Genomic DNA, 24,907 nt, shown 5'->3' on the forward strand with positions numbered 1-24,907 from the left:
AAGAAGGTCACACACCTATCTTCTTGTATATACAACCACTTGTCAATGGAGTAGGCGTGGAAAAAATCACCGACTTGTCCCAGCAGTTCGCTGATCACAAGGCCGCAAAAACCCCCGCCTACCAGCTGCTCAAAACCATCGTCACCGAGCAGATCAACAGCGGCCACTGGGCAGCGGGCGAAAGCATCCCCTCAGAAAACGAGCTCGCTAGCGCCCTGGGTCTCTCCCGCATGACCGTCAACCGAGCTATCCGCGAGATGACGCTTGAGGGCCTGCTCGTGCGTACCCGCGGGGTCGGCACCTTTGTGGCCGAGCACAAGAACCCCTCTGCCCTGCTTGAGGTGCGCAACATTGCCGATGAAATCACCGAACGCGGCCACACCCACAGCAGTACAGTACTCACCCTCGAAGAGATGCCGGCAGCCCAAGCTCTGCGCCGCCTAGCCCCCGAACTGGGCGAGAGGGTCTTCCACAGCGTGCTGGTCCACTACGATGACGGGCTGCCCATCCAGCGCGAAGAACGCTATGTCAACGCCGTAGCCATACCCGACTATCTAGAGCAGGACTTCACCAGCATTACCCCCAACTTTTACCTGGGGCAGTGCTCCCCTATCACCCGGGGCACGCACACCGTCGAAGCGGTGCTACCCACCAGCTCACAGGCGTCCGACCTGCAGATCAACCCCACCGAGCCCTGTCTGCGCCTGCTGCGCAGCACCTGGTCAGGCGATGAACTCATCAGCCAGGTAGTGCTACTGCACCCCGGCTCCCGCAGCCGCCTAGAGGGTTCTTTCGGCCTGTAACCCCCTCTAGATACAGCAAAGCCGCAGCCCGCCAATCACAGCGGGTCTGCGGCTTTAGACGTTTTGTCCCTCTTACAGGGTCGGGTCCTTACCCTCGCTCAGGGAGTCCCAGGCGTCGATTTCGTCCGTTTCTTCGGCAGAAGCCACGCGGGCAGCCCGGGCAGCTGACCGGTCGTACTTGCGCCCGGTCTTCCAGTGGGAGGTAGCAACAAAGGCCCACGCACCGGCCAGGGCAACCAGCACACCGCACACGGTCGCCAGCAGGGGCATGACGGTCACAGCGTAGGAGTTGGCCGGGGCGTTAGTGCCTGTCATCGCGCTGACCTGGGCCATAGAGGCAGCCTGCGGATCGGCGTTCACGCCGAAGGCGGCTACCGCCAGGCCCAGCCCCACGCCCACCAGCAAGAGAGCCAGCACCTTGCGGAGCTTAGGCCCGGCAATACGCAGGGCAACCGACGCCACCAGGGCAACCAGGGCCAGGGCAGAGACGGTGGGGCCGGCGTCCGCACCGGAAATGTCCAGGGTGGAGGTCGCCACGACCGTGCTGACCTCGGCCCGAATCCAGGTGGGCAGGGTGGTCAGGAAGGCGGCGGCTGAAACCGCCATAGACCCCAGCATGACGCGGGCAGGCTTAGCCCAGCCCGGTACCGGGCGTACACGTGCAGCTTCAGCAGGCAGAGCCTGATTCTCGCCCATTTAGTCGATCACCTCGGTTGACAGAGGGGCCAGTCCCGATGCGGTGAGCACAGCGCGCAGGGGCGCTGCCGCCTTGTTCACGGTTTCCTGAGCTTCGGAGGCTGGCACGGAGTCCATGACAATACCGGCTCCTGCCTGCACGTAGGCGCGTCCGCTCTTGAGCACGGCGGTGCGGATGGCAATGGCCATATCCATGTTGCCCGCAAAATCGAAGTAGCCGCACACACCACCGTAGACGCCGCGAGCGCTCACCTCGTACTCGTCGAGTAGCTGCATGGCGCGGGGCTTGGGCGCGCCTGAGAGGGTGCCTGCGGGGAAGGTTACGCGCAGTACGTCGTAGGCGTTCATGCCGTCGGCCAGCTGGGCCTGCACCTCGGATGAGATGTGCATGATGTGGCTGAAGCGCTCGATTTCCATGAACTGGGTGACGTTGACGCTGCCGGGTACCGCGATGCGGGAGAGGTCGTTGCGGGCCAGGTCGATGAGCATGAGGTGCTCGGAGCGTTCTTTTTCGTCGGCAAGCAGCTCTTCGGCCAGGGCGAGGTCCTCTTCGCGGGTGGCGCCGCGCGGACGGGACCCGGCGATGGGGTGGGTGGTGGCGGTGCCGTTTTTGAGGGTGACTAGGGCTTCGGGGGAAGAGCCGACAATCTGGAAGGGCTCGCCGTCTTCGGTAGATTCGAAGTTGAAGAGGTACATGTAGGGCGAGGGATTGGACTGGCGCAGCACCCGGTAAACGTCCAGGGCGCTGGCGCGGTTTTCTGCCTCGAAACGGCGGGAGATCACGATCTGGAATACGTCACCGTCGATGATGTTTTTCTTGGACTTTTCAATAGCGTCCAAGAAGCCCTGCTCTGCCCAAGTGTGCTTGACCTGCGCTACCTGCGCCTCGATGTCCGCTGTGCCGGTGAGGGTTGAGACCGACTCGGGGGCGGGCTGGGCCAGTTTGTCCATCATGGCGTAGACGCGGGAGAGCGCGTCGGCGTAGGCGGCGTCGATGTTGTCGTCGGTGCCGTTGAAGTTGATGGCGTTGGCGATGAGGGTGACGGTGCCGTCAGAGTTATCGTGCACTGCCATGTCTGAGACGATGTTCAGGGCGAACTCGGGCAGGTTGACGTCGTCCGCTGGGCCGCCGGGTAGTTTCTCCCAGTGGCGCACGACGTCCCAGCCCATGTAGCCGACCAGGCCGCTGGTGAGCGGGGGCAGGTTATCGAGGGGTTCGGTATGCAGCATTTCGAGGGTCTCGCGGATAGCCTCAACGGGGTCGCCCTCGGTGGGTGCGCCGGAGGGGGTGAGCCCCTGCCACACGATCTGCCCGTTCTTGGTGGTGAGGGTTGAGCGGCTTGAGGCCCCGATGAAGGAGTAGCGTGACCACTGCTTCTGCTCGTTCGCTGATTCCAGTAGGAAGGTGCCGGGGGCGGGTGCGCCGTCGGCAGCAACCAGGGCACGGTAGATGCCGATGGGGGTCATGGCGTCTGCGAGAACTTTGACGCGCACGGGAATGACGCGGCGGCTGGCAGCTAATTCACGGAACTCTTCTAGGGTCGGTTCGACAATTCCCAAGTCGTGCATGGTTTCCTCTGGTTGTGGTGTGTCTGGGGAGCTATTCGGGGCGGACGCCGGTTGCGGCGGGCAGCTGCCCGCCGGCTTCGAAGCAGGTGGTGGTTCCGGTGTGGCAGGCTGCGCCTACCTGGTCGGCCTGAATAAGCAGGGCGTCGCCGTCGCAGTCGATGCTGACGCTTTTGACGTACTGGTAGTGGCCGCTAGTGTCGCCCTTGCGCCAGTATTCCTGGCGGGAGCGGGACCAGAAGGTGACCCGCCCTTCGGTGAGGGTGCGGCGCAGGGCTTCTTCGTTCATCCAGCCGAGCATGAGCACATCGCGGGTGTCGTGCTGCTGAATAATTGCGGCGAATAGGCCGTGCTCATCGCGTTTGAGGCGTGCGGCGATATCGGCGGGCAGTGAAGCGCCCTCGGTGGCGCTGGGTGCTGGTGTACTCACCTTTCCATCCTAGCTGATGGCGGTAGCAGGGCTGGGGCAGCTCTCAGCATCTGGCTACGGGCTGGGGCTGGTGTTTGTAGGGCTGGTGCCTGCGCTGGGCAACCCATCGTTCAGGTTTAGACTGGGCGTATGACTTCTTCTGCCCTTGTTACCTCAGAACGCACGGCCCTACTTGACGCTCTCGCTGCGGCGGGGCCGTCCGCCCCCACCCTCTGTGAGGGCTGGGAAACCCGCCACATGGCGGCCCACCTGCTGGTGCGCGAAAGCAAGCCTCTAATTGCAGCGGGCATGCCGGGCGGCCCGCTGGCAGCTCGCACCGAACGCTACACCGACCAGCTTGCCAATGAGCTGACCGGCCAGCGCCGCTACGAGAAGGCCCTGCGCGATTTTGAGGCGCTGCCGGGTTACCTGCACATGCGCACGCGCTTCCCGGGTCTGGACGAGGCGATGAACCTGATTGAGTACTTTGTGCATACCGAGGACGTCCGCCGCGCCTCACTCGCTGACGGCGAGCAGCCTGCCCCGCGCGAGCTGGCTGAGGGTGTGCAGGAGAAGATGTGGAAGGTGCTGCGGGCGCGCGCTCGCCTGATGGCAGGGAAGAAGTACCCTCACGGGCTGGTGCTAGAAGCACCGGGCTACTCCCCCGCTGTTCATACTGTGATTGCTCCGCCTGCTGGCCAGGTTGCGACTGTGCTGACCGGCGAGCCGGGCGAACTGGTGCTCTACCTCTTCGGGCGCGAGGCTGCGGCCCGGGTTGAGGTGAGCTAAGGGTCGGTTGTGGCGCACGCCTGCTCCGCCCCACCCCAAGTAGGGACCAGAAAACTCTCAATAGTATGTATGCACCACAAGGATTTTGGGAGGAATCTGGTCCCTAGTTGCTACAGAGCCTCTGCGGCCAGGTAGCCCGGCAGCCACATCGCTTCCCAGGCCGGGGCCTCGGCAGCCAGCACGGTACCTTCCCGGTTGGGAGCCCGGGTTGCCAGGCAATACGCGGAGGCGTCAGCTGTTCGCACCAGGTAACCGTACTCGACCATTTCCCGACGCATAAAGGCATAGTCCTGCCAGAGGGCGGCCAGAATCTCGTTGACCTGTTTCTCGGTGTAGGTGCGCCCTGGCTCAAAATAGGTCACCAGGTGCAGCAGCAGGTGGGCGCGGGTGCGGCGCTTGGAGGGCCAGGAGGTCAGGCGTCCGCCCTGCATAAAACGGTCAACGACGGTGCGGTGCTCTGCGTAGGCTTGTTCACGGGGATCGTTCAGGACGTCGGTCGACGGCCTGGTCTCGAGGAGGGCTGCTCGGGCGGTGGTGTAGTTCTCACCGGTTTCTTCCATGCGGGCGCGCACGAGCTTTTTGAAGTTTGATTGGGCAGTCACGGGTATCGACTTTCTTCGCACTCTAGCTGCGGTATCAATCGACGGTTCGGTGGTGCCTACCCCGGTCTTGGAATGCCGGTGCAACCCGAGAATTCTCTTCCCTTCGCGCTGACGACCTGCTTGCTAGAGTCACAGGGGCAAAGCGCTGGGCGGTGGGTGACGCCTCACACCTTTATATCACAGTCGCTCCCGAATGTAACCGAAAATGCCATCTGCGTGTTCTTTGACCGCGCAGATGGCATTTTCGATTACATTCAATGAGCGGACGGACGTCCGCCCCGGCTTAGCGGGGCAGCACAAGCCAACAGATGGAGTAAAGACCTAAAGACTAACCTCTCCCCTGATGAGAGTGTGGGTTCTTCCGCCAACCCAAATGTCGGGTGACCCGGTGGGGCTGGCGTCCTGCCCTACCGTGATGGTGAGTCTGCCGTCGCGGTGCAGGCAGGTGCCCTGGCGTACGGTGTAGGTTCCGGCAACCCGGTTCTCGCGGGCGAGCCACTGGGCGACTGAGGCGTTGAGGGAGCCGGTGACCGGGTCCTCAGAAACGCCGATACCGGGCACGAAGGCGCGGATGTCGTAGGCGATGTCTGAACCTGCCGGGTGCATGGCGAAGACGCCGAGTTTGAGGTCTGGGCCGCGGGAGAAGTCCGGGGTGAGGGCTAGCAGACGGTCAGGGTCTGCGATTTCGACGGCGCACCAGCCGGCCCCGTTGTCGACCCACTGATGGGAGAGAATCTGGCTGCGCTCCAGCCCTAAGGCGGTGGCGATGCCTGCCAGGGTTGCTTCGTCGAGGGCACCGGTGCGGATGGTCGCTGGGGCGGCGAAGGAGAGCTCTTGGCCGCTGCGGGTGATGTCGATGAGCCCGGCGGCGCATTCTTGCACGATAACGTCGGGGCGTTGCGGCTGGCCGCCTGCTTCTAGCCAGGCGTGGGCGCTGCCCAGGGTGGGGTGCCCGGCGAAGGGTAGTTCGCCGCCGGGGGTGAAGATGCGGACGGCGTAGTCGGCCCGAGCGTCAGTCGGTTGGGTGATGAAGGTGGTTTCGGAGAGGTTGGTCCAGCGGGCAAAGTCCTGCATCTGCTCGTCGGTGAGGCCGCTGCCGTCGAGCACCACGGCGAGGGGGTTGCCTTTGAGCGGAACCGAGCCGAATACATCGACCTGGGTGAAGGGGCGGGGTTTCATGTGGGGTCCTTTCGCCTGCGCTTCTATGGGGTTTACTTCTACCCTACCGGGCACCTGGCTAGATCGACATCCAGCCCTGGTAAGCAGGTGAGACACAAAAACTGCACTTCAGCCCCCCAGCCTGCCCCTTGAGTATGATTAGTTTTCATCAGGGTAAAAGCTCTTCCTAGTGGCTAGGGCTTTTATGCTGAGCCATTAGTTTGCCAATCTTGAGGGGCGTATGTGTCTTCTTTGAACTATTCTCAGTTCATTTGGAATGTGGCTGATGTTTTGCGCGGTACCTATAAGCAGCATCAGTACGGTCAGATTATTTTGCCTTTCACGGTGTTGGCGCGTCTTGATGCGGTGCTTGAGCCGACTAAGCAGGCTGTTCTAGAGGCGGCAGACGGTTATGTGCTCGATACAATTCCCCCGGCGATGCTGTCTGCCCGGGCGGGTCACGATTACAGTTTCTATAACCTCTCCCAGCACAATCTCAAGACGGTCGCGAATGACCCCGATACTCTTGAGCAGAATCTGCGTTCTTACATTAACCAGTTCAGTGAGAACGTGCGCGATATTTTTGAGAAGTATAAGTTCGAAGACACCATCGCAGACCTTGCCGCTCATAACCTGCTGTATCAGGTGATTCAGCATTTCTCGCGGGTGAATCTGCACCCTGATCAGGTGAGCAATGAGCAGATGGGCAATATCTTTGAGGAGCTGATTCGTAAGTTCGCTGAGGCTTCGAATGAGACTGCCGGTGAGCACTTTACCCCGCGTGAGGTTATTGAGCTCATGGTTAACCTGCTGCTGGCTGATGATGAAGACCTGCGTACTGATTACATTGCCCGGTCGGTTTATGACCCTACGGCTGGCACCGGCGGTATGTTGTCGGTGGCTGACGATAAGATTCATCAGCTGAACCCCACCGCCGATGTGAGCCTGCTGGGTCAGGAGCTCAACCCTGAGTCGTATGCGATTTGTAAGGCTGACATGGTGGTGAAGGGCCAGGACGTCGATAATATCGCTCTCGGCAACACACTGACTGACCCGGCTTTTGAGAACCGCACCTTCCATTACGGGCTGAGCAACCCGCCCTTTGGCGTGGACTGGAAGGGCGCTAAGGCTGTGGTTGAGGCTGAGCATAAGAACCAGGGTTTTACGGGTCGGTTTGGTGCTGGCCTGCCCCGGGTCTCTGACGGTTCGCTGCTCTTCTTGCAGCACCTGATTTCTAAGCTCAATGAGCCGACGGTTGCTAGCAATGGTGTTGCCCAGGTGGGCGGCCGCGGGGCTATTGTGTTGAATGGCTCTCCCCTCTTTACGGGTGGCGCGGGTTCTGGTGAGTCCAATATTCGTAAGTGGGTTTTGGACCAGGACTACCTTGAGGCAATTATTGGCCTGCCTACTGACATGTTCTATAACACCGGTATTTCTACCTATATTTGGGTGCTGAATAAGCAGAAAAAGGCTGAGCGTAAGGGCAAGGTTCAGCTGATTGACGCGACGAATATGTTTGAGAAGATGCGTAAGTCGGTGGGGTCTAAGCGGAAGCGCTTGAGCGAGGAGCAGATTGCTGAGATTACCCGCCTTTACGCTGCTTTTGATACTGCTAATGATAAACGGTCTAAGGTTTTTGATCGTGAGGAGTTTATGTACCGCACGATTACGGTGGAGCGCCCCTTGCGGTTGAATTGGGGTTTTACTGCTGAGCGGGTTGAGCGGCTCTTGGCTTCTAAGGAGTTTGGCAAGCTCAAGCTGGCTGAGGGTGAGGACGCCGCCGTGCGGGCTTCGCTTGCTGCTTTGGTTGAGAGCACAGCGGGTGTTGTTAATGCTGAAGTGGCCAGCGTGAAGGCTGAGCTTTTGCAGGTATGTGCGGACGCCGGTGCCCTGGTGAAGCCTGCGGCGTTGGCTAAGTTGGTGGATGAGTTGGCTGAACGCGATGAATCCGCCGAGGTGGTGATGAAGGCTAAGAAGCCGGTTGCTGATTCTACCCTGCGCGATACTGAGAATGTGCCCTGGGGCGAGGATATCCACGAGTACCTGGAACGCGAAGTTAAGCCTTTTGTGCCGGATGCCTGGATTGATGAGTCTAAGACTAAGGAGGGTGCGGAGATTCCTTTTACCCGCCACTTCTACGAGTATGTTCCGCCCCGCTCCCTGGAGGAGATTGACCGCGACCTGAACGAGGTACTGGGCCGAATCAAGAAGAGGCTGGAAGAGGTGCTAACAAAGTGAAAATTCCAGATTGGCTTCACAACATACCCAGCCATTGGGAAATCCGTAAAGCTTCACATATTTTAGATATTTCAGTTGGTGGAACTCCTCCCACAAGCAATCCAGAGTTTTTTGATGGCGATATTCCTTGGGTAACAATTGCTGACATGAACTCAGATGAAATTTTCGGCTCTAGCCATTACTTATCTGAGTCTGGTTTACGTCATTCTAATATTCGATGGTCTGAACCCGGTGATTTATTGTACAGCTTTAAGCTTTCCATTGGCAAAACTGCTTTTGTTAAAAAGCCTGTTGTAACTAATGAAGCTATCGCAACTATCCATAAATCAAGCAAAATTCACTTACCTTTTGCACGCTATGTACTCCCGCTGGCTTTTGAACAAGCCGCCGGGACAAATATTTACGGTGCTAAGATATTGAACCAGCAACAGCTCAAGGCAGCTCTTATTCCTATACCCCCACTTGAGGAACAAAAGAAAATTGCTGATGAGCTAGACCGAGAACTGGCGGAGATTGATAAGCTAATCGCTGATGCACAGCGACTTGAAAGTTTAGAGCAGGAACTTATTGTTGCTGAGCGAGATTGGGCTTTTGAACAGTCTGAAACTTCAGTTCCATTGAAATACATAGCTAAGTTCATTACAAGCGGGTCTCGTGGCTGGGGTGATTATGTCGGTGACATCGGTAGTCCTTTCATGCGAATCACTAATCTGCGGCGTAATTCCATTGAACCTGATTTATCGAATTTGTTGTATGTAGATACAGCTAAATTGCCCAACGATGAAGGGAAACGATCCCAACTTCAGATTGGGGATATCCTTATTTCAATTACTGCTGACTTAGGTTCTGTGACCGTTGTTGATGAGCGTATTGCGGGTGGTTACGTTAGCCAACATCTTGCTCTTGTACGAATCAATACGGATAAATATGATCCTTATTCGGTTGCCGAAGCAATTCTTAGCAGCAAAGTGAAACATCAGATAAAACAAAAATCATATGGTGGAACCAAGATTCAACTAAACCTGGAAGATATTAAGGAATTAAATATCCCTATTTTAAGAAATGTAAAAATAAATAGAAACAACTCCCGCTTCAACCTCAATGCAGAAACCTATTTAAACGAAATAAAAGAATCACTTCTGGTGAACAGAATCAATAAACAATGAAAAAACTAAAGAATATAGGATTATTTTTGCTTATTGTGTTACTGCTATTTGGAATAGCAGTTAATTTTTATATAGAAAGTGAAAATTTTAGAAACTTGTTTCACTCTCTAAATTTTGGAACAGTACCTGCTTGGATTACAGCAGTTTTCGCATTTATTGCTCTTATAATTTCCAAAAATTCATTCGAATTATCAAATAAAGCAAACAAGTTAAATATCAGAAAATTGGCACTTGACATACATAAAGATTCAATGTCAATTAATCCTCACTTAAAAGCTAATATAGACAGTAGAAGTACAAAAATTGGAAATCCAGTAGCTAATAGACACCATGTTCAAACGTTGCATTACTGTGGATCTGATGAATTCAATCACCACTGGGAATCAGTCAAGAAATTTAGGCTTTGCCAAGTTAGGTCTAGACGTATCGAAGTAAACTTTACTTTAAAGTTGTCAGTTGGAGAAAATCCAATAATTTTAAACAGTATGCAATCAAAGACTGTTGAATTAATTAAATTACTAAAGGATGGAAATGGTGAAAACCTCCTCCAGTATGGCAGCATAACATTAGAAACTGGTGAATATAGTTTATATTGTAAAATTATCGACCTGGGAGAAAATTGGGCTAGGCACGCATCCTATCTATATGACAGAAGAACCCTAAGCCATTTCTCTTCAGAATACTTTGGATTTGATAGATCCTGTCGAATAAATGATGATATCATTGACTATTCGCTTATTAATAAAATTATTATCGATTATTCATCATTATATAGTAAAAACATTCGAAGTTTTTGGCACATAATTGCCACCGCTTCTGCACTTGAAATTAATAAAGAGAAAAATTCATACATGTTTTCAATAAACAAAGATTTTGAACGATCGATCGTACTGTCCCCAGAGACAAACATTAAATCAATTGAGAGAGATATTATTGATGCAATCAACAATAATTCAGAAAAAATATAAAGATTTTCTTTCAACAATAAGAGGAGATATTAATATCTCTTCCGCTGCAGATAAGCTCCATGTAAAATTTGAGACAGTCAATGAGCTCATCAATCTTGGTCTTCTTTCTAGGAGAGATGGGACTAGCTCATGGGTTCTGAACGATGAAAAATATAAACAACTGATTTCGCCTACAATGGGTTTTTCACTTGAGTCAATTGAATTGGTTAGTGCATGGGAAAAAATCAACGACAGCATTGAGTTGATTTTACTTGATGATTTTGAAATTTTTGTCCATATACAGGTTTTCAAATTATCTTCTACTAATTCTAATCTTGATGAAAAGATATTAATTATCGTTTCTCAACCTAGAGCTGGTGGAACCCAGTCACACCATCTTACAAATTGGATCGAAAATATTAGGTCTCAAATTATGGACTTATATCCAGACTTAATCGGGCCACACGTCATATGGATGAAATACCATAGGGGCTTAAGCAAAAATTATGAAATTAGTAATATTGTATTTGATGAGAATAATAACCCTTCTTTTGGTCCTCCAATAGATATTTTACTTCTACACAGAAATGATAAGTTATTTTTCGATTTGTATCATCCTGATATTTATAATATCGAAAATATCAAGCATAAAATCGAAACTGGGTCTATAAAGACTATCACATACCCTTTCCATGATCGCGACTTAGAAAATCTAAGTGCAGTTGTAGATTACATGAACTATCTACAAAGGATGTGGTTCGAGATACAAAATGATAATGATCTTGAATATGATGGTGACAATCGCGCATTAATATACCACTATCAATTAAAAGAAGAATATCGAAAGAAAATAAAAGAAATAGTGATTTTGTCATCAGACGCTTTCGAATCCTATGTCGCGAATCATAAGATAATTTTTGCAGAGATTTCAAAATTCCCAGCTAACTCAACCAGATTAAAATTACAGACTTTTCCTGAGCATGAACTTAATCTAGCAGAACACAAAACAGCCAGAGGTTCACTCAAAGATGCATTAGAAAAAATTGATACTGGTTTTTTGTATTTAATATACAATCATGAACCGCACGAACTGCATAATATGTACAAGGAAATACCTTTTGAATTCGGAAACGCTTAGCCAAGAGTCTGCGTTCATTTCAATTGAATAATAAAGTCAGGAAATTTCACTATGCCCCGCACCCACCTCGAACGTCCTCTCCAGCAAGACATCTGCGCTCACCTGGCCGCTCATGGGTGGGTGCACTCCCCCAGCTCCGCAGGCTACGACGCCCGCCGTGCCCTTTACCCCGCCGACGTCCTCACCTGGCTCAAAACTAGCGACCCCAAAAACTACGCCACCCTCATCAAACCCGGCACAGACCCCGCCACCCAGCAGGCCCAAGAAAACCGCCTGCTCGACCGACTCGTCACCAAACTCTCAGCCCCGGAAAAACAAGGCGGCGGAACCCTCAACGTCCTGCGCAAAGGCTTCAGTGTGCCCGGCGCACGCCGCCCCTTCCAGCTACTGGCCTACCCACCCCAAGACAACCGCAACCCCGACCTCACCGCCCTCTATCAGAAGAACATCCTGCGAGTCGTCGAAGAAGTCCGCTACAACCCAGCAGACGAAACCGCCCGCATCGACCTCGTCCTCTTCATCAACGGCCTACCCGTAGCCACCATCGAACTCAAAAGCGAATACACCCAAACCCTGCAAGACGCCATCAAGCAGTACCGCACCGACCGCGACCCCAAAACCTCACCCCTGCTCCAAGAACACCGCGGCGCCCTGGTGCACTTCGCCCTCTCCCAAGACGAAATCGCCATGACCACCAAACTGGCAGGCAGCGCCACCAACTTCCTCCCCTTCAACCGCGGAGCCAATGGCGGAGCAGGAAACCCCATCATCGACGGCAAACTAGCCACCAGCTACTTCTGGGAAGAAATCCTGGAACCCAACATCTGGATCACTATTCTCACCAAATTCATCTACACCAACCACCAAAAAATCACCGACCCCCTCACCGGCAAAACCACCCATAAGAGCCACATCAGATTCCCCCGCTACCACCAGTGGCGGGCCGTCACCAAACTCGTGCAAGCAGCCCGCACCGAAGGCGCAGGGCACAAATACCTGGTGCAGCACTCAGCAGGCTCCGGCAAAACCGACTCCATCGCCTGGACGGCCCACCGGCTCTCCAACCTGCACACCCCAGAGGGCGAGCGCGTCTTCGACTCCGTCATCGTCATTGCCGACCGTCAAGTCCTCGACCAGCAGCTGCAGGACGCTATCGACCAGCTCGTCACCACCGCCGGCACTTTCCAGCCCATTACGCGCGGCAGTGGCGATTCCAAATCTAAGCAGCTCGTCGAGGCACTGACCACCGGCGTGCCCATCATCGGCGTCACCCTGCAAACCTTCCCCTTCGCCCTGGCAGAAATGACCAAGGAAGGCGGCCAGCTCGCCGGTAAGCACTTTGCGATTATTGCCGACGAAGCCCACTCCTCCCAGTCAGGCAAGGCAACCGACTCCATCAAGGAAATGCTCAACACCGAGATTGACGCCGGTATCGAAGAGTCAGACCCCGAAGCCGACCAGGTGGCCCTCACCAAAATGGCCCAGCGGGTCGTCGGTGAAGGCCACCAGGTCTCCTTCTTTGCCTTTACCGCCACTCCTAAGGCAAAAACCCTAGAGGTCTTTGGGCGACGGGCCGACGGCACCGGCCCCCACCAACCCTTCGACCTCTACCCCATGAAGCAGGCCATTGAAGAGGGCTTCATTCTTGATGTGCTCAAGAACTACACCACCTACCAGATGGCCGCCAAAATCGCCCAGAAGAACGAGGACAGCGGGGCCGATGAAGAAATCGACATCCGCAAGGGCACCAAGAGCCTGATCAACTTTGTGGAGCTACACCCCACCAATGTTGCCTCCAAGGTAGCGGTGATTCTTGAGCACTTTGAGGGCCGGGTCAAGCAGGAGCTGGGCGGAAAAGCTAAAGCCATGGTGGTGACGTCCTCCCGGGCAGCTGCCGTGCGCTACCAGCGGGCCTTCGAAAAGGCCATTGCTGAAAAGGGTCTGCCCCTCAAGACCCTGGTTGCTTTCTCCGGTGAACTGCCCGACCCCGACCTTGAGGTAGTGCCCGGGGTTGATACCCCCACCGTGACTGAGGCGTCCATGAACCCTGACCTTAGGGGCAGGAACCTAGCTGAGGTCTTCAACCAGGACGGCCAGCACATTCTGATTGTGGCCAACAAGTACCAGACCGGCTTCGACCAGCCCCTCCTGGTTGCCATGTATGTGGATAAGAAGCTCTCGGGTATCACCGCCGTGCAGACCCTCTCCCGCCTCAACCGCCGGGCTGACGGCAAAGAGAACACCTACATTCTGGACTTCGTCAACGACCCCGAGCAGATTCGCGCCGCCTTCGCCGAGTACTACGAGGACGCCCGCATCGAGACCGAATCAGACCTCGACCTGGTTGCCAAACAGGTCGACAAGCTCGACGCGGCCGGTATCTACAACCGGGCAGATGTGGAACAGTTCTGGGAAAAGTGGGTTGCACCCGGTGCCCGGCAGGCGTCCTTTGACTCCCTCATCTCCATACCCGTGCAGCGGTTTGTGACGCGCTGGCAGGCAGCGCAGGAGGGGGTTGATGGTTCTACTGACCGAGCCACCCTTGAAGTACTGCTGGAGTTCCGCTCAACCCTCGCCCAGTACGTGAAGTCCTACGCCTTCTTCTCGCAAATCTTCAACTTCGGCGACCCCTACTACGAGAAACTCTCCGCCTTCGCTGACCTGCTCGCACGCAAGCTGCGCCGCTTCACCCTCGATGAGGTATCACCCGAGGTAGTGAACGTGGACGACATCGTGCTCACCCACTACCGCCTCGAAAAGCTGCGCGAAGAGGAAGACTTGAAGCTATCGTCCTCCCAGGCGGCTGGGCTGCAGGGCATGACGGAGGCCGGCCTCGCCAGTATCCAGGAGCGCGAGCGCAAAGCCCGCTCTGAACTGATTGAGAAGATTAATAAGTACTTCCACGGCCTTGACCTGAGTGACGAGCACCAGGTGGGCTTTGCTACTACCTTCGTGGCTGAGGCGGCCAAGGACGCCGGGCTCAAACAAAGCGCCATGGCCAACACCAAGGTGGACTTCTACCATTCGAAGAATGTGCGCGTTGGCCTGGCGAATAAGCTCTGGGACTACAGCTCAGATACAGCTGACCTGATTGACCACGTGCGCAAGTTGCCGGCGGAGCAGTTCGTGGAGTTCATGCTCGACATGGGCCTGTACGAGCTGCTGCGGGGCGAGAAGGTGGAGGAGCTGACTCCGTAAAAGGGGACCACCTTAGCGATCTTTGTATGCTGGTATAACTCCGACCATCGAATCGAAGTAGGCTATAACCTTATTAGAAATTGTTACGCGGTTTGGAATCAAGTTTCTCCCAGCATTCAAATGCAACATCGCATGTGGTAGGGTAAAGGTATCAGACACCGCCCACCTCTGTTACATGGAACCTCAAAGTTCTGCATGTATCATGTGGCGGTTTTCATTTTAAGTAGGTGCTTATGGCTGAAAAAGGGTTCCTAGACCACCCAGATCTCATCAACAGACTTGAGCAGCTGGGGATGCAAATCGACGATAAGACTAAAGCTGAAGCAGAGCTCAGAAGACTCGGCTACCACCGCACGAGCGGCTACAGATATCCCTTTAGAAAACTTCGAGAGCCCCTCACCGATGATCTCATCAAACGTAGAGAGTTCCGCCATGATGAGTTTGAAGCTGGCTCAAGGTTCGAAGACTCTATAGCGTTAGCAGATTTCGACACCAAACTACGTGCCGTCATTTTGACAGGTATCTTTGATTTAGAGGTAAGACTAAGAACCGCTATCGCCCATGTCATCGCAAAGAAAAATCCAAAAGGGCATCTTGAGATTTCATGCTTAGATTCCACAAAATGTTATGAACTTACTTCTTCTCGAGATCAAACAACCAAGTTTGAGGCTTGGAAAGCTCAGTACGAGAGCGCCAAAAAATCCAAAAATAATGACGATTTCATAGCGCACCATACGCTTGTCTACAAGACAGAAATTCCTGTGTGGGCAGCACTAGAAATTGTGTCCTTTGGAACCCTAATTCACTTTTATCTTTTGATGAAGGCAGAAGACCAAAATGATGTGGCAAGAAATTTCGGGGTTCGACAAGGCACCAAGTTTGGCTCCTGGCTACTTGCAATCATGGACTTAAGAAACGACTGCGCTCATGGTGCTAGAGTTTTCAATAAGAGCATGAAAAGGAATGTGTCTGTTCATTCAAACTCTTACTTCAAAAAATATTTAAAGCATATAGATAAGGAACTCCCTGCCGACAAAATATACATGCCGTGTGTCTTACTCGCCCATATGCTTAGATGCCATGAATCTGGCACTAACTGGCACAATACGTTCAAAACGCAGGTTAAAAAGTTACCCCAAATATATCTGCAAGAATTATCTGAACCGCTTATTACTGCCGAACGTAACATGGGTTTTCCTGGCAACTGGCAAGAATTAGAAATCTGGAATAACTAATATTCCGCATGGGCCTCTACGAACTGCTGCGGGGTGAGAAGGTGGAGGAACTGAGCCACTAGATATTGTGGGACATCTTAGAGAGCAAGCTCTCCGCCACCTGCTCCACGCCCAGGCGGTACTGTGCGGAATCACGATCTGCACGACGCACATCCGTTAAATCAAGAACAGCCCTACTCTGTTCCTCTGGAATCTTAGAGTTAGCAATCCACAGAACCGGCACAATATTCTTGCCGTCTAACACAGACAAGTCACTAATTTGCTTTACCCAGCGAGGCGTCACCAAAGCCAAGCCAACAAGGGGTACCTGCTCGTCAGCGTCCGCGCCCAGCGTATGAGCAAAATGTGCCGGATCATCATCTAAAACAAGCTCAACACTCAAACCAGACAGACCCTCAACAGCATCAGCAACATCTTCAGCAAAGCCACGAATATTCCCTGCTAACGCAGAGCCCTCATCAGCCGCAGCGAAACTAGCAACGACACGCACATCAACATCGCCAGTTTTCTTAGAGGGCTCAAGCTCTGCCCGTGGCTCTATCGCAGTTGCGCGCGCTCTGTTCATCAACCCCTGCCACAAACTAGCGTCCCACAAGGCGGCCAAGGGAAGAGCCCAAATTTTCTCACCTAAAGGCACAGGCCGAGCCACATTACAAACAACAAAGCCCCGTGTAACCCTGTCACCATACAATTCTTGAAAGCTCTTCAACCCCTTCAAGAATTCAGGTTTTACACGCGCAGAAGCTTTCACTTCCACAGCAATGAGAGAACCTGCAGAATCACGCAAGACTACATCGACCTCAACGTCCTTGTTCTTAATCCGCTGACGCCAATGGAATATATCCACACTACGCTCAGCCCATCCAGCATGGGCACGTATCTGCTGCATCACCAGCGTCTCAATCAGACGCCCTCGTACATCTGCATCAACTAACTGTGCATCACTCGTGCTTACCAAAGACCGAGCGGATAAAGCCACATCTGCGGGGAAAAACTTAGCTGAAGACCGCAAAGACCTCTTTGAAGCCCGATGCAGGTTGGGGACCTCATATATCAAGAAACGTTTTTCGAGAGCGTCGAGATAAGAATCAACTGTGCGGCGGTCCATTGAGAGTTCTCTGCCCATTTCAGAGATATTTAGCTCTGAAGCAGGGTGCCTTAAAACATAAGCCAAAATCTCGTGTGCACGTACCTGATCAAACGACTCACCTGGCTTTACCCGCTGAGTTAGGATGCTTCTTATCCCCTCGTCAATAGCCAGGCCTAACGTTGAGGTCACTGAATTGCCAGCAAACCGACGATACTGGGGCATACCCCCTAAAACAATCGCGTCAGATTCAATATCCAGAGGTTGTGTTTGTTCCCCTGTAACCGGATTTGCATCAAATAGAGCATCTATCACAGACCACGGCTGCTGATGGGGAGAGTTGATTTCTGCCTCGCTTAAAGGCTCTAATGATACTCGTAAAGCCCTGCGTGCCAGAGGGTCAGTGCCGCCAAAGCCGCTTTGCCCGATGCTTGAAGAACCGGTAAGAACTAGACGAATTGAGTCCTGGTTCTCATCTAGAACCTGTTTCACAGCAACCGGTAGCTCAGGAACCAGCTGAGCTTCGTCGATTGCGCAGGGCCACTCTAGACCACGGAGCCAACCCACTGTATCAGCCTCAACCACTGCTCGCAGACCGGTATCAGCCATCGAATAAACTGCCTTAAGATACCCCTCATGAGCCAGCTTGTTCACCAAGCTTGTCTTCCCCACTGCACGAGCGCCTTCGATAATCACGACAGGCGCAACAGCAAGTAGGTCTAGGATCTTGGGCTCAAGGAATCTGGGATAGAAGGTCATAGGTCAAATTGTACATTCGATGCACAAAATTTTGTACATAGGATGTACAAGTTGTTAAAGTACTAAGTGGATTAACCAGTTCACCTCAGTAGTCATCTTCAAGGGATAGGAGGGTAGGAAATGACTATTAGCGCTGTGAGTTCTGCGATGTATAGAGCAGTCAGAAAAGCTAAAAAGGTACTAAAGGCCAGTAGCAAAATTACAACTCGTCGCTCACGCACCGAACATACGCGTGGCACAGATGGTCTAACAGACGCAAAACGGAGTCTCTATGCGCTACAGGCAAAGTCTCTACACAACAGCCTGCCCGTCAAAGACCTCGAAAAGGCATTTAGCCGTCTAGCTTCAGAGAAACGCTAGAACGAACGCAATCCGCCGTCAGGCGGGGCGTGAATCGCTCTGTGAGCCAGCTTGTTCACCAAGATTGTCTTCCCCAACTGTACGAGCCCCCTCTATAACCACGACAGGCACAACAGCAAGTAGGTCAAGTTTCTTAGTATCAAGGAGTCTGGGATAGAACGCTATAAATCAAGTTGTACATGTGCGCAAGATGCCAGCTGAGCAATTTGTCCAGTTCATGCTCAAAATGAACTGCTAGATGGGCTCTGTACGGTTTACTCGTAGTGGGTCCACATTTTTAGCACATGGACAGTGTGTTCCTCTTCGAACACGTCATAAACAAGTCTGTGCTGAACGTTGATTCGTCTGGAATACAAGCCCGCCATGTCTCCGACGAGTTTTTCGTAGCGTGGAGGGTTCTGCCAAGGGTTTTCAGCAATTACCTCTAGCAGCTTCTGAGCCTTAGGTTGCAAGCCAGAACGTTTGAGTTTGAGTGCATCCTTTTGCGCTTGCTTGGAGTAAATCAGTTTCCAGCTCACCAAGGAAGCTCCGTGCTGCCTTCGCTCAGAGGCTCCTTGCGAGCCTGCTGGATACTTTCTCGGACTTCAGGGATAGAGCTGAGGTATAGAGTTTCTTGGATAGCCAGCCAATCATCTTCGCCAATTAACACAGCGTTACCTCGCTTTCCTGCAATGGTAACAGGGTGCGAGTCAGCATTGACCTGGTCAACCAACTGGTAGAGGTCACTGCGGGCGTTAGTTACTGAAATCGTAGTCATACCCCAACAATACGGAATTACGTACGCCTCAGCAAGAGGGGGCAAAATATTATCTGGATGAATGAAGTAACCTCGTGATATACCAATCGCCCGAGTCATGAGCAGGTCAAGGTCGACTTTGATGCCGCTGAACTCATTCAACTGGCATTGAGTACAATAACGAATATTTCAGCCGATACATGCTAGGAATGCGAGACCTTATACTGAACCCTGACTGGGTACTAAAGGCACTAGATGATGTGCCTTTCCAGAAACGCGAAGAGCAGGATTATTCCCATTCTGAGACTTACTTATTAGGCTAGAAGTGCTCTCGGGCTCGCAGCGAAGCTGCTGGCTCGGGGCTGGCGTGAATCGCCTCGTGAGCGAAGCGAACCAGGCGAGAGGGTCGGCAGCGAGCGCGAGCCCGAGAGCACGCCAAGCGTGAGCCTGGTGAGCCTTACTCGTCCTCTCCTAACGTACTTCGTACCCCGCCGCTCGGATTGCGTCCTTCACTTCCCCAATGCTGACCTCGCCGAAGTGGAAGATGGAAGCGGCGAGGACGGCGTCCGCTCCTGCTTCTATGGCGGGTGGGAAGTGCTCGGCTGCGCCCGCGCCGCCCGAAGCAATCAGGGGTACGGTGACAACAGAGCGCACTGCGCGGATCATGGGCAGGTCAAAGCCGGCCTTAGTGCCGTCGGCGTCAATGGAGTTCAGCAGGATCTCGCCTACGCCGCGCTCCTGGGCCTCAGCAACCCATTCGAGCAGGTCAAGCCCGGTGGATGTGCGGCCGCCGTGGGTGGTCACCTCGTAGCCGGACGGGGTAGCATCCGACTTCTTGGCGTCCGCCGAGAGCACCAGCACCTGGGATCCAAACCGCTCGGTAATCTCGTTGATCACCTCGGGCCGGGCAATAGCCGCAGTGTTAATAGAGGCCTTATCGGCGCCGGTGCGTAGCAGACGGTCGACGTCCTCAGCGGTGCGCACTCCCCCGCCCACAGTTAGCGGAATAAAGACCTGCTCAGCGGTTGACGACACCACATCGAAGGTGGTCTGGCGGTCCGAAGAAGAGGCGGTGACGTCCAGGAAGGTCAGTTCATCGGCGCCCTCAGCGTTGTAGCGCTTGGCGAGTTCTACCGGGTCGCCAGCGTCGCGCAGGCCCTCAAACTTGACGCCCTTGACCACGCGGCCGCCGTCCACATCAAGACACGGAATAACACGAATGGCAACACCCACGGGCGCGCCCCCTTTCCTTGAAAGCAAAACTGAAGCGGCGGCGTCCGCCCATATCAGGGGGCAAGGACGCCGCCGGGTAAAGTTACAGGCGCGCGGCCTGAATGGCGGTGACTAGGATGCCGCGGCCGCCGATGTCGTAGAGGGAATCCATGACCTTATTCGCTGCCTTGCGCGGCACCATGGAGCGCACGGCAACCCAGCCCTCGCGCGAGAGCGGCGAGATGGTCGGGGCTTCAAGGCCGGGGGTCAGAGTGGTGGCAGCCTTAAGGTTAGCCTCTTCGATGTTGTAGTCAATCATCACGTACTGGCGGGCAATCAGCACACCCTGCAGGCGGCGCTGGAGGCGCTCAAGACCGGCGTGGTCCTCAACGCCGGGGCGCTTAATCAGCAGGGCCTCGGAGCGCATAATCGGGTCGCCAAAAGGTTCCAGACCTGCAGCGCGCATGGTGTTGCCGGTTTCTACGACGTCGGCGATGGCGTCCGCAACGCCCAACCGAATCGAGGACTCAATAGCGCCATCCAGGCGCACCACCGACGCGTTGATGCCGGAGCGTTCCAGGTAGTCGGTCAGCAGGCGCTTGTAGCTGGTGGCGATGCGCTTACCTTCAAGTTCGGACGGGTCGGTGTAGGTACCGGCGGGCCCAGCCAGGCGGAAGGTGGAGCGGGCAAAATCGAGCTTGAGCGCTTCCTCAGCGTGGGTGCCGGAGTCGAGCAGCAGGTCGCGGCCGGTGATACCGACGTCCAGGGTGCCCTCGCCCACGTACACGGCGATGTCGCGGGGGCGCAGGTAGAAAAATTCAACCTCGTTGTCCTGGTCAACGAGCACCAGCTCGCGGGAGTCGCGGCGCTGGAGGTAACCAGCCTCGGTCAGCATGGTGATGGCAGCCTGAGAAAGCATGCCCTTATTAGGAACTGCAACGCGCAGCATAGGTTAGTCCTTTGCAGTGATGGTTTAGAGGTACTTGTAGATATCTTCAGGAGTCAGTCCCTTGGCGATCATCATGCACTGCAAATGGTAAATCAGCTGTGAAGCCTCTTCAGCGAACTCGGCGTCAGACTGGAATTCAGCGGCCATCCAGACTTCCGCTGCTTCTTCTACAATTTTCTTGCCGATAAAGTGCACACCTTTGTCGAGTTCCGCAACGGTGCCGGAGCCCTCAGGGCGGGTTTCAGCCTTTTCGGCTAGCTCTGCGAATAGGGTTTCAAAGTTCTTCACGGTCTCTAGCGTACCGCTCTTTGAGGTGCTGGCGTTACCGGGCAGGTTTAGATTTCATCTTTCGGTCATGCCCCCTTCTTTTTCCGGTAAGGACGCACCCGCCCTCCTATCCCAGGGCAGGGCAGGAGGGCGGGCGTCGGGACCTACTTACCGGGTGCTGTAAATCGTGTGGCTTGTACCCACCGGAAAACTAGCCGAAACAGTAAGTTCTGCACCAAGTGCTGTGATGTATTTGTGGAGGGTTTTGAGACTCACGCTCCCAATATCCCCCTTTTCCATTTGGGAAATTCTTTTTTGGGAGACACCGATCTTTTCAGCTAGATCGGTCTGCGTCATTCCTAATTCTTTACGCAGTTTTTGCAGTTGGTATACATGCGCTTCAGCATGCATGGCATCAACCAGGCCTTGTAATTCCTGGGAATCTACCGGGCGCATTTGTTTCAGTTCTTCAAGAGTTGTCATGGCGTTTCCTTAGGTACTCTTCATAGCGTTTCTCAGCAAGAGGGATATTCTGTTTGTACCATTTGTTCCATTGGCCGGTTTTGTCACCAGCTGCCAACAGAATCGCCTGTTGCTCTGGATCAAAGATGAATAGAATTCTAATATTTTTTGCGTGGCCGCGGGGTCTTAGTTCTTTGAGGTTATGGAAAGACGAGCCGGTAATACGATCAATAAAGGGCCTACCCCCATGAGGTCCTACAGACCCAAGGTATTCAAGCGCTGCAAGCACATGAAGATACTCCTGGCTAGGTAGTTCCATGAGCCAGTCTTGAACGAAACCTACTTCAACCGTCCACCCTTGCATAACGCCAGAATACTATAAATATGTTCTATTGCATAGGTGAAGACAAAGTATAGCCCTCCTATCTTCGCTAAAGATAGGAGGGCGGGCGTCCGCTCATAACATTTGGGGGCTTGCCTCTAGGTTTTAGAGCCCGCGCAGGGCCACCACGGTTTCCAGCGCCGCGGCCATTGCCTCGTAGCCCTTGTCTTCGGTGGAGCCGGGTAGGCCTGCGCGGTCTATACCCTGCTCTTCGGTGTCGCAGGTCAGCACGCCGAAGCCAACGGGGGTTTTGGTCTCCACTGAGACCTTGGTCAGGCCGCTGGTGGCGGCATCACAAACGTAGTCGAAGTGCGGGGTGCCGCCGCGGATAACCACGCCCAGGGCGACCACCGCATCGTATGTGTCGGCCAGGGTGGCTGCGGCAACGGGCAGTTCGAAGGTGCCAGGGACGCGCACGATGGTGGGCTCGATGCCGGCGTCCGCTGCTGCACGCTGGGCGCCGTCGAGCAGGCCGTCCATAATCTGGGTGTGCCAGGACGCCGCAACAATAGCGACCTTCAGACCTGCGGTCTCTGCGGGGTTGAGTTTGGGGGCGGGTGCTCCTGCTCCGCTCATGGTGTTCTCCTTAGGGTTGTATTGATTGAGTGGTAAGGCATCACGGGCTCGCAGCGAAGCTGCTGGCTTCGATGAAGTGAGCGAGTGCGAGCGCGCGAGCACATCAGAGCGAACGGAATCCGCCGTCAGGCGGGGCGTGAGGGTCAGGCTTGCGCCTATTCCGCCCGCAGATTATTTTCCTCGCGCGCTCGGAATCTGCAGGGCTCCATCGAGCGCGAGCCCGTGGGTGCCAAGAAAAGTCGCTAGTAGTCAAGAATATGGCGCATGCGGTCACGCTTGGTGGCCAGGTAGCGCTCGTTTTCGGGTCTAGGGGCGATGATGTCGGGCACCAGCCCGGTCACCTCCACCCCCAGGTCGGTCAGAGCCTCGGCCTTGGCTGGGTTGTTGGTCAGCAGGCGCACGCGGGTCAGCCCGGCTGCCTTCAAGATAGCGGACGCCTGGGTGTAGTCACGCGCGTCAGCTGGGAAGCCCAGGTGCAGGTTGGCGTCCAGGGTGTCGTCCCCGGCGTCTTGCAGGGCATAGGCGCGGAGCTTATTGACCAGGCCAATGCCCCTGCCCTCATGCCCGCGCAGATACAGCACCGAACCACCCAGCTCCTGCACGGTGGCTAGGGCTTTTTCTAGCTGAGGGCCGCAGTCGCAGCGGTAGGATCCGAGCAGGTCGCCCGTGGCACATTCGGAATGGAGCCGAATCAGGTGGTCTTGCCCTTCCTGCGCAGGGACGAGGGGGCGTCCGTCCGCGCCGACGGCGGTGGCGAGCATGTGCTCGGTGCCGTCGGCAAACTCGTAGGCAGACACGGCGAAGGTGCCGTGAGGGGTGGGTACCAGCACCGGCTCACTGCTGGCTACCAGGGTGTTTTTATCGGTCACCGTCGCGCTCCTGCAGGTAGGTGATTAGGTCAGCGATGGAAATCATGGGCATGTTGTGTTGGGTGGCGAAGGCGCGGAGGGCGTCGAAGCGCATCATGGTGCCGTCGTCGTTCACGATTTCAGAGATCACGCCGACTCCCGATAGGCCCGCGAGCAGGGAGAGCTCTACCGCGGCTTCGGTGTGGCCGGGGCGCTGGCGCACTCCCCCGTCGACCGCCCGCAGGGGCAGGACGTGGCCGGGGCGGGTCAGGTCGTTCGCTGAGGACGCCGGGTCGGCAAGGACCTGAACAGTTCGGGCCCGGTCTGCCGCTGAGATACCGGTGGTCACGCCTTCGCGGGCATCGCAGGTGACGGTGTAGGCGGTGCCCTTGGCGTCCTCATTGACCTCAACCATGGGCGGCAGGTTCAGGGCATCTGCCCGGGCGGCACTCATGGGGGCACAAATGACGCCGGAGGTATAGCGGATGGTGAAGCCCATGAGTTCGGCGGTGGCGTGTTCGGCGGCGAAGATGATGTCGCCTTCGTTTTCGCGGTCTTCGTCATCGACCACGACGACGGCCCCGCCCCGGGCAATTTCGGCAACTGCTCGGTCGATGGTGTCGAGGGCGGCGGCGCGGCGTTCCCAGCCACCAGCGCTACCGGTGGGGGTAACGCCCAGGCCGGCAACCGACCCCGATACCGCCAGAATACGCTGCACGTACTTGGCGAGGGCATCGGTTTCGAGGTTGACGGTATCGCCCACGGTCAGCTCGCCTAATGTGGTGGCTTCTAGCGTTGCGGGAATCAGACCTACCTCGAACCAGTGGGTGTCGGCCTGCGGGTAGGATACGGCGGTGACGGTCAGCGACGCACCCGAGACAGTGATGGATCCCTTCTCTGTGAGGTGGGCTGCCATGTCCCGCGGCACTCGCACGCGCACGGTACGCCAGGATTCGTGGTCTTCAACCTTGACCACGGTGCCGAGCCCGTCCACGTGACCCTGCACGACGTGACCGTCAAAGCGGCCGTCCGCTGGCATGCAGCGCTCAAGATTGACGCGCGCACCAGGGGCCAGCTGCCCCAGGTTGGTGCGGCGCAGGGTTTCACCCATCATGTCGGCGGCAAAGTAGCCGTCGGCAAGCTCGCGGGTGCGGGTAGCAGTCAGGCAGACGCCATTGACAGCCAGGGAGCCGCCGTGTTCCAGGTCGTCGATAATCGGGCCCGCTTTGATCGTCACAACGGCTGATTCGACCCGGCCCGAGCTATCGAGTACGGGTTCAAGAGATTCTACGGTGCCGACAGCGGCAATGATTCCGGTAAACAT

At 55.1% G+C, this 24,907-nt stretch carries 24 protein-coding genes; 8 read left to right on the forward strand and 16 right to left on the reverse strand.

Annotation, left to right across the window (positions count from 1 at the left end):
* The first annotated feature begins 56 nt into the window (after nucleotides 1-56).
* Nucleotides 57-803, forward strand: a complete 747-nt coding sequence (hutC, locus tag L6762_RS01820; protein ID WP_237185306.1) for a histidine utilization repressor — start codon at nucleotides 57-59, stop codon at nucleotides 801-803.
* Between the two features lie 72 nt (nucleotides 804-875).
* On the opposite strand, the gene L6762_RS01825 is transcribed toward hutC, so the two are convergent.
* From L6762_RS01825 to hisI, 3 genes are read right to left on the reverse strand one after another with little or no spacing between them, the layout of a single operon-like run.
* Nucleotides 876-1,499 (reverse strand): Trp biosynthesis-associated membrane protein, encoded by a 624-nt coding sequence (locus tag L6762_RS01825; protein WP_237185307.1) that lies wholly within the window; start codon nucleotides 1,497-1,499, stop codon nucleotides 876-878.
* The gene (locus L6762_RS01830) at nucleotides 1,500-3,068 is read right to left on the reverse strand and encodes an anthranilate synthase component I (protein WP_237185308.1); all 1,569 of its coding nucleotides are present in this window, start codon (nucleotides 3,066-3,068) and stop codon (nucleotides 1,500-1,502) included. It abuts the gene before it with no gap.
* 31 nt (nucleotides 3,069-3,099) lie between these two features.
* Nucleotides 3,100-3,495, reverse strand: a complete 396-nt coding sequence (gene hisI / locus L6762_RS01835; protein WP_237185309.1) for a phosphoribosyl-AMP cyclohydrolase — start codon at nucleotides 3,493-3,495, stop codon at nucleotides 3,100-3,102.
* A 129-nt stretch (nucleotides 3,496-3,624) separates the two neighbouring features.
* Between hisI and L6762_RS01840 the strand changes: the two genes are divergently transcribed.
* The gene (locus L6762_RS01840) at nucleotides 3,625-4,263 is read left to right on the forward strand and encodes a TIGR03085 family metal-binding protein (protein ID WP_237185310.1); all 639 of its coding nucleotides are present in this window, start codon (nucleotides 3,625-3,627) and stop codon (nucleotides 4,261-4,263) included.
* 110 nt (nucleotides 4,264-4,373) lie between these two features.
* Here L6762_RS01840 and L6762_RS01845 read toward each other — a convergent pair whose 3' ends face one another.
* Together L6762_RS01845 and L6762_RS01850 are read right to left on the reverse strand one after the other, a co-directional pair.
* Nucleotides 4,374-4,865 carry a DUF2087 domain-containing protein gene (locus tag L6762_RS01845; protein ID WP_237185311.1) on the reverse strand — a complete coding sequence of 164 codons (492 nt, stop codon included), beginning with the start codon at nucleotides 4,863-4,865 and terminating at the stop codon, nucleotides 4,374-4,376.
* A 321-nt stretch (nucleotides 4,866-5,186) separates the two neighbouring features.
* Nucleotides 5,187-6,044 carry a PhzF family phenazine biosynthesis protein gene (locus L6762_RS01850; RefSeq protein ID WP_237185312.1) on the reverse strand — a complete coding sequence of 286 codons (858 nt, stop codon included), beginning with the start codon at nucleotides 6,042-6,044 and terminating at the stop codon, nucleotides 5,187-5,189.
* Between the two features lie 222 nt (nucleotides 6,045-6,266).
* Here L6762_RS01850 and L6762_RS01855 point away from each other — a divergent pair, with 222 nt between their 5' ends.
* From L6762_RS01855 to L6762_RS01880, 6 genes are all read left to right on the forward strand, one after another.
* Entirely contained in the window at nucleotides 6,267-8,261 is a 1,995-nt protein-coding gene (locus L6762_RS01855) for a type I restriction-modification system subunit M (RefSeq protein ID WP_237185313.1), read from the forward strand.
* Nucleotides 8,258-9,427 (forward strand): restriction endonuclease subunit S, encoded by a 1,170-nt coding sequence (locus tag L6762_RS01860; protein WP_237185314.1) that lies wholly within the window; start codon nucleotides 8,258-8,260, stop codon nucleotides 9,425-9,427. The genes L6762_RS01855 and L6762_RS01860 overlap by 4 nt, the downstream gene beginning before the upstream one ends.
* Nucleotides 9,424-10,395 carry a hypothetical protein gene (locus L6762_RS01865; protein WP_237185315.1) on the forward strand — a complete coding sequence of 324 codons (972 nt, stop codon included), beginning with the start codon at nucleotides 9,424-9,426 and terminating at the stop codon, nucleotides 10,393-10,395. Before L6762_RS01860 ends, L6762_RS01865 begins: the two co-directional genes overlap by 4 nt.
* The gene (locus L6762_RS01870; RefSeq protein WP_237185316.1) at nucleotides 10,364-11,512 is read left to right on the forward strand and encodes a hypothetical protein; all 1,149 of its coding nucleotides are present in this window, start codon (nucleotides 10,364-10,366) and stop codon (nucleotides 11,510-11,512) included. The genes L6762_RS01865 and L6762_RS01870 overlap by 32 nt, the downstream gene beginning before the upstream one ends.
* A gap of 51 nt (nucleotides 11,513-11,563) precedes the next feature.
* Entirely contained in the window at nucleotides 11,564-14,710 is a 3,147-nt protein-coding gene (locus L6762_RS01875; RefSeq protein ID WP_237185317.1) for a type I restriction endonuclease subunit R, read from the forward strand.
* Between the two features lie 233 nt (nucleotides 14,711-14,943).
* The gene (locus tag L6762_RS01880; RefSeq protein WP_237185318.1) at nucleotides 14,944-15,945 is read left to right on the forward strand and encodes an Abi family protein; all 1,002 of its coding nucleotides are present in this window, start codon (nucleotides 14,944-14,946) and stop codon (nucleotides 15,943-15,945) included.
* A 58-nt stretch (nucleotides 15,946-16,003) separates the two neighbouring features.
* Here L6762_RS01880 and L6762_RS01885 read toward each other — a convergent pair whose 3' ends face one another.
* The 11 genes from L6762_RS01885 to ribB form a co-directional block, all read right to left on the reverse strand.
* Nucleotides 16,004-17,791 (reverse strand): ATP-binding protein, encoded by a 1,788-nt coding sequence (locus L6762_RS01885; RefSeq protein WP_272878677.1) that lies wholly within the window; start codon nucleotides 17,789-17,791, stop codon nucleotides 16,004-16,006.
* Nucleotides 17,792-18,405: 614 nt separating this feature from the next.
* Nucleotides 18,406-18,669, reverse strand: a complete 264-nt coding sequence (locus L6762_RS01890) for a Txe/YoeB family addiction module toxin (RefSeq protein ID WP_237185320.1) — start codon at nucleotides 18,667-18,669, stop codon at nucleotides 18,406-18,408.
* Nucleotides 18,666-19,007, reverse strand: a complete 342-nt coding sequence (locus tag L6762_RS01895; protein ID WP_336603464.1) for a type II toxin-antitoxin system Phd/YefM family antitoxin — start codon at nucleotides 19,005-19,007, stop codon at nucleotides 18,666-18,668. Before L6762_RS01895 ends, L6762_RS01890 begins: the two co-directional genes overlap by 4 nt.
* Nucleotides 19,008-19,358: 351 nt before the next feature.
* Nucleotides 19,359-20,120 (reverse strand): imidazole glycerol phosphate synthase subunit HisF, encoded by a 762-nt coding sequence (hisF, locus tag L6762_RS01900; protein WP_237185322.1) that lies wholly within the window; start codon nucleotides 20,118-20,120, stop codon nucleotides 19,359-19,361.
* Nucleotides 20,121-20,202: 82 nt separating this feature from the next.
* Nucleotides 20,203-21,048 (reverse strand): ATP phosphoribosyltransferase, encoded by an 846-nt coding sequence (gene hisG / locus L6762_RS01905; RefSeq protein ID WP_185173039.1) that lies wholly within the window; start codon nucleotides 21,046-21,048, stop codon nucleotides 20,203-20,205.
* Between the two features lie 24 nt (nucleotides 21,049-21,072).
* Entirely contained in the window at nucleotides 21,073-21,336 is a 264-nt protein-coding gene (locus L6762_RS01910) for a phosphoribosyl-ATP diphosphatase (RefSeq protein WP_135012131.1), read from the reverse strand.
* A 147-nt stretch (nucleotides 21,337-21,483) separates the two neighbouring features.
* Nucleotides 21,484-21,798: a helix-turn-helix domain-containing protein gene (locus tag L6762_RS01915; protein ID WP_237185323.1), complete on the reverse strand. Its 315-nt coding sequence runs from the start codon at nucleotides 21,796-21,798 to the stop codon at nucleotides 21,484-21,486.
* Nucleotides 21,785-22,096, reverse strand: coding sequence for a type II toxin-antitoxin system RelE/ParE family toxin (locus L6762_RS01920; protein WP_237185324.1), 312 nt, complete (start codon nucleotides 22,094-22,096; stop codon nucleotides 21,785-21,787). The genes L6762_RS01915 and L6762_RS01920 overlap by 14 nt, the downstream gene beginning before the upstream one ends.
* A 168-nt stretch (nucleotides 22,097-22,264) precedes the next feature.
* Nucleotides 22,265-22,735, reverse strand: coding sequence for a 6,7-dimethyl-8-ribityllumazine synthase (ribH, locus tag L6762_RS01925; protein WP_237185325.1), 471 nt, complete (start codon nucleotides 22,733-22,735; stop codon nucleotides 22,265-22,267).
* 242 nt (nucleotides 22,736-22,977) lie between these two features.
* The gene (locus L6762_RS01930; RefSeq protein ID WP_237185326.1) at nucleotides 22,978-23,604 is read right to left on the reverse strand and encodes a GTP cyclohydrolase II; all 627 of its coding nucleotides are present in this window, start codon (nucleotides 23,602-23,604) and stop codon (nucleotides 22,978-22,980) included.
* The gene (gene ribB, locus L6762_RS01935) at nucleotides 23,594-24,907 is read right to left on the reverse strand and encodes a 3,4-dihydroxy-2-butanone-4-phosphate synthase (protein ID WP_237185327.1); all 1,314 of its coding nucleotides are present in this window, start codon (nucleotides 24,905-24,907) and stop codon (nucleotides 23,594-23,596) included. The genes L6762_RS01930 and ribB overlap by 11 nt, the downstream gene beginning before the upstream one ends.

This window comes from Rothia nasimurium (genome assembly GCF_928381705.1).
In the GTDB taxonomy this organism is placed as follows: domain Bacteria; phylum Actinomycetota; class Actinomycetes; order Actinomycetales; family Micrococcaceae; genus Rothia; species Rothia nasimurium_G.

Excerpts from the sequence above, each read along its gene's own strand:
- L6762_RS01825 (WP_237185307.1), bottom strand. The coding sequence starts at position 1,499 with ATGGGCGAGAATCAGGCTCTGCCTGCTGAAGCTGCACGTGTACGCCCG.
- L6762_RS01830 (WP_237185308.1), bottom strand. The coding sequence starts at position 3,068 with ATGCACGACTTGGGAATTGTCGAACCGACCCTAGAAGAGTTCCGTGAA.
- L6762_RS01840 (WP_237185310.1), top strand. The coding sequence starts at position 3,625 with ATGACTTCTTCTGCCCTTGTTACCTCAGAACGCACGGCCCTACTTGAC.
- L6762_RS01850 (WP_237185312.1), bottom strand. The coding sequence starts at position 6,044 with ATGAAACCCCGCCCCTTCACCCAGGTCGATGTATTCGGCTCGGTTCCG.
- L6762_RS01865 (WP_237185315.1), top strand. The coding sequence starts at position 9,424 with ATGAAAAAACTAAAGAATATAGGATTATTTTTGCTTATTGTGTTACTG.
- L6762_RS01870 (WP_237185316.1), top strand. The coding sequence starts at position 10,364 with ATGCAATCAACAATAATTCAGAAAAAATATAAAGATTTTCTTTCAACA.
- L6762_RS01875 (WP_237185317.1), top strand. The coding sequence starts at position 11,564 with ATGCCCCGCACCCACCTCGAACGTCCTCTCCAGCAAGACATCTGCGCT.
- L6762_RS01880 (WP_237185318.1), top strand. The coding sequence starts at position 14,944 with ATGGCTGAAAAAGGGTTCCTAGACCACCCAGATCTCATCAACAGACTT.
- L6762_RS01885 (WP_272878677.1), bottom strand. The coding sequence starts at position 17,791 with ATGACCTTCTATCCCAGATTCCTTGAGCCCAAGATCCTAGACCTACTT.
- L6762_RS01895 (WP_336603464.1), bottom strand. The coding sequence starts at position 19,007 with ATGACTCGGGCGATTGGTATATCACGAGGTTACTTCATTCATCCAGAT.
- hisG (WP_185173039.1), bottom strand. The coding sequence starts at position 21,048 with ATGCTGCGCGTTGCAGTTCCTAATAAGGGCATGCTTTCTCAGGCTGCC.
- L6762_RS01915 (WP_237185323.1), bottom strand. The coding sequence starts at position 21,798 with ATGACAACTCTTGAAGAACTGAAACAAATGCGCCCGGTAGATTCCCAG.
- L6762_RS01920 (WP_237185324.1), bottom strand. The coding sequence starts at position 22,096 with ATGGAACTACCTAGCCAGGAGTATCTTCATGTGCTTGCAGCGCTTGAA.
- ribH (WP_237185325.1), bottom strand. The coding sequence starts at position 22,735 with ATGAGCGGAGCAGGAGCACCCGCCCCCAAACTCAACCCCGCAGAGACC.
- ribB (WP_237185327.1), bottom strand. The coding sequence starts at position 24,907 with ATGTTTACCGGAATCATTGCCGCTGTCGGCACCGTAGAATCTCTTGAA.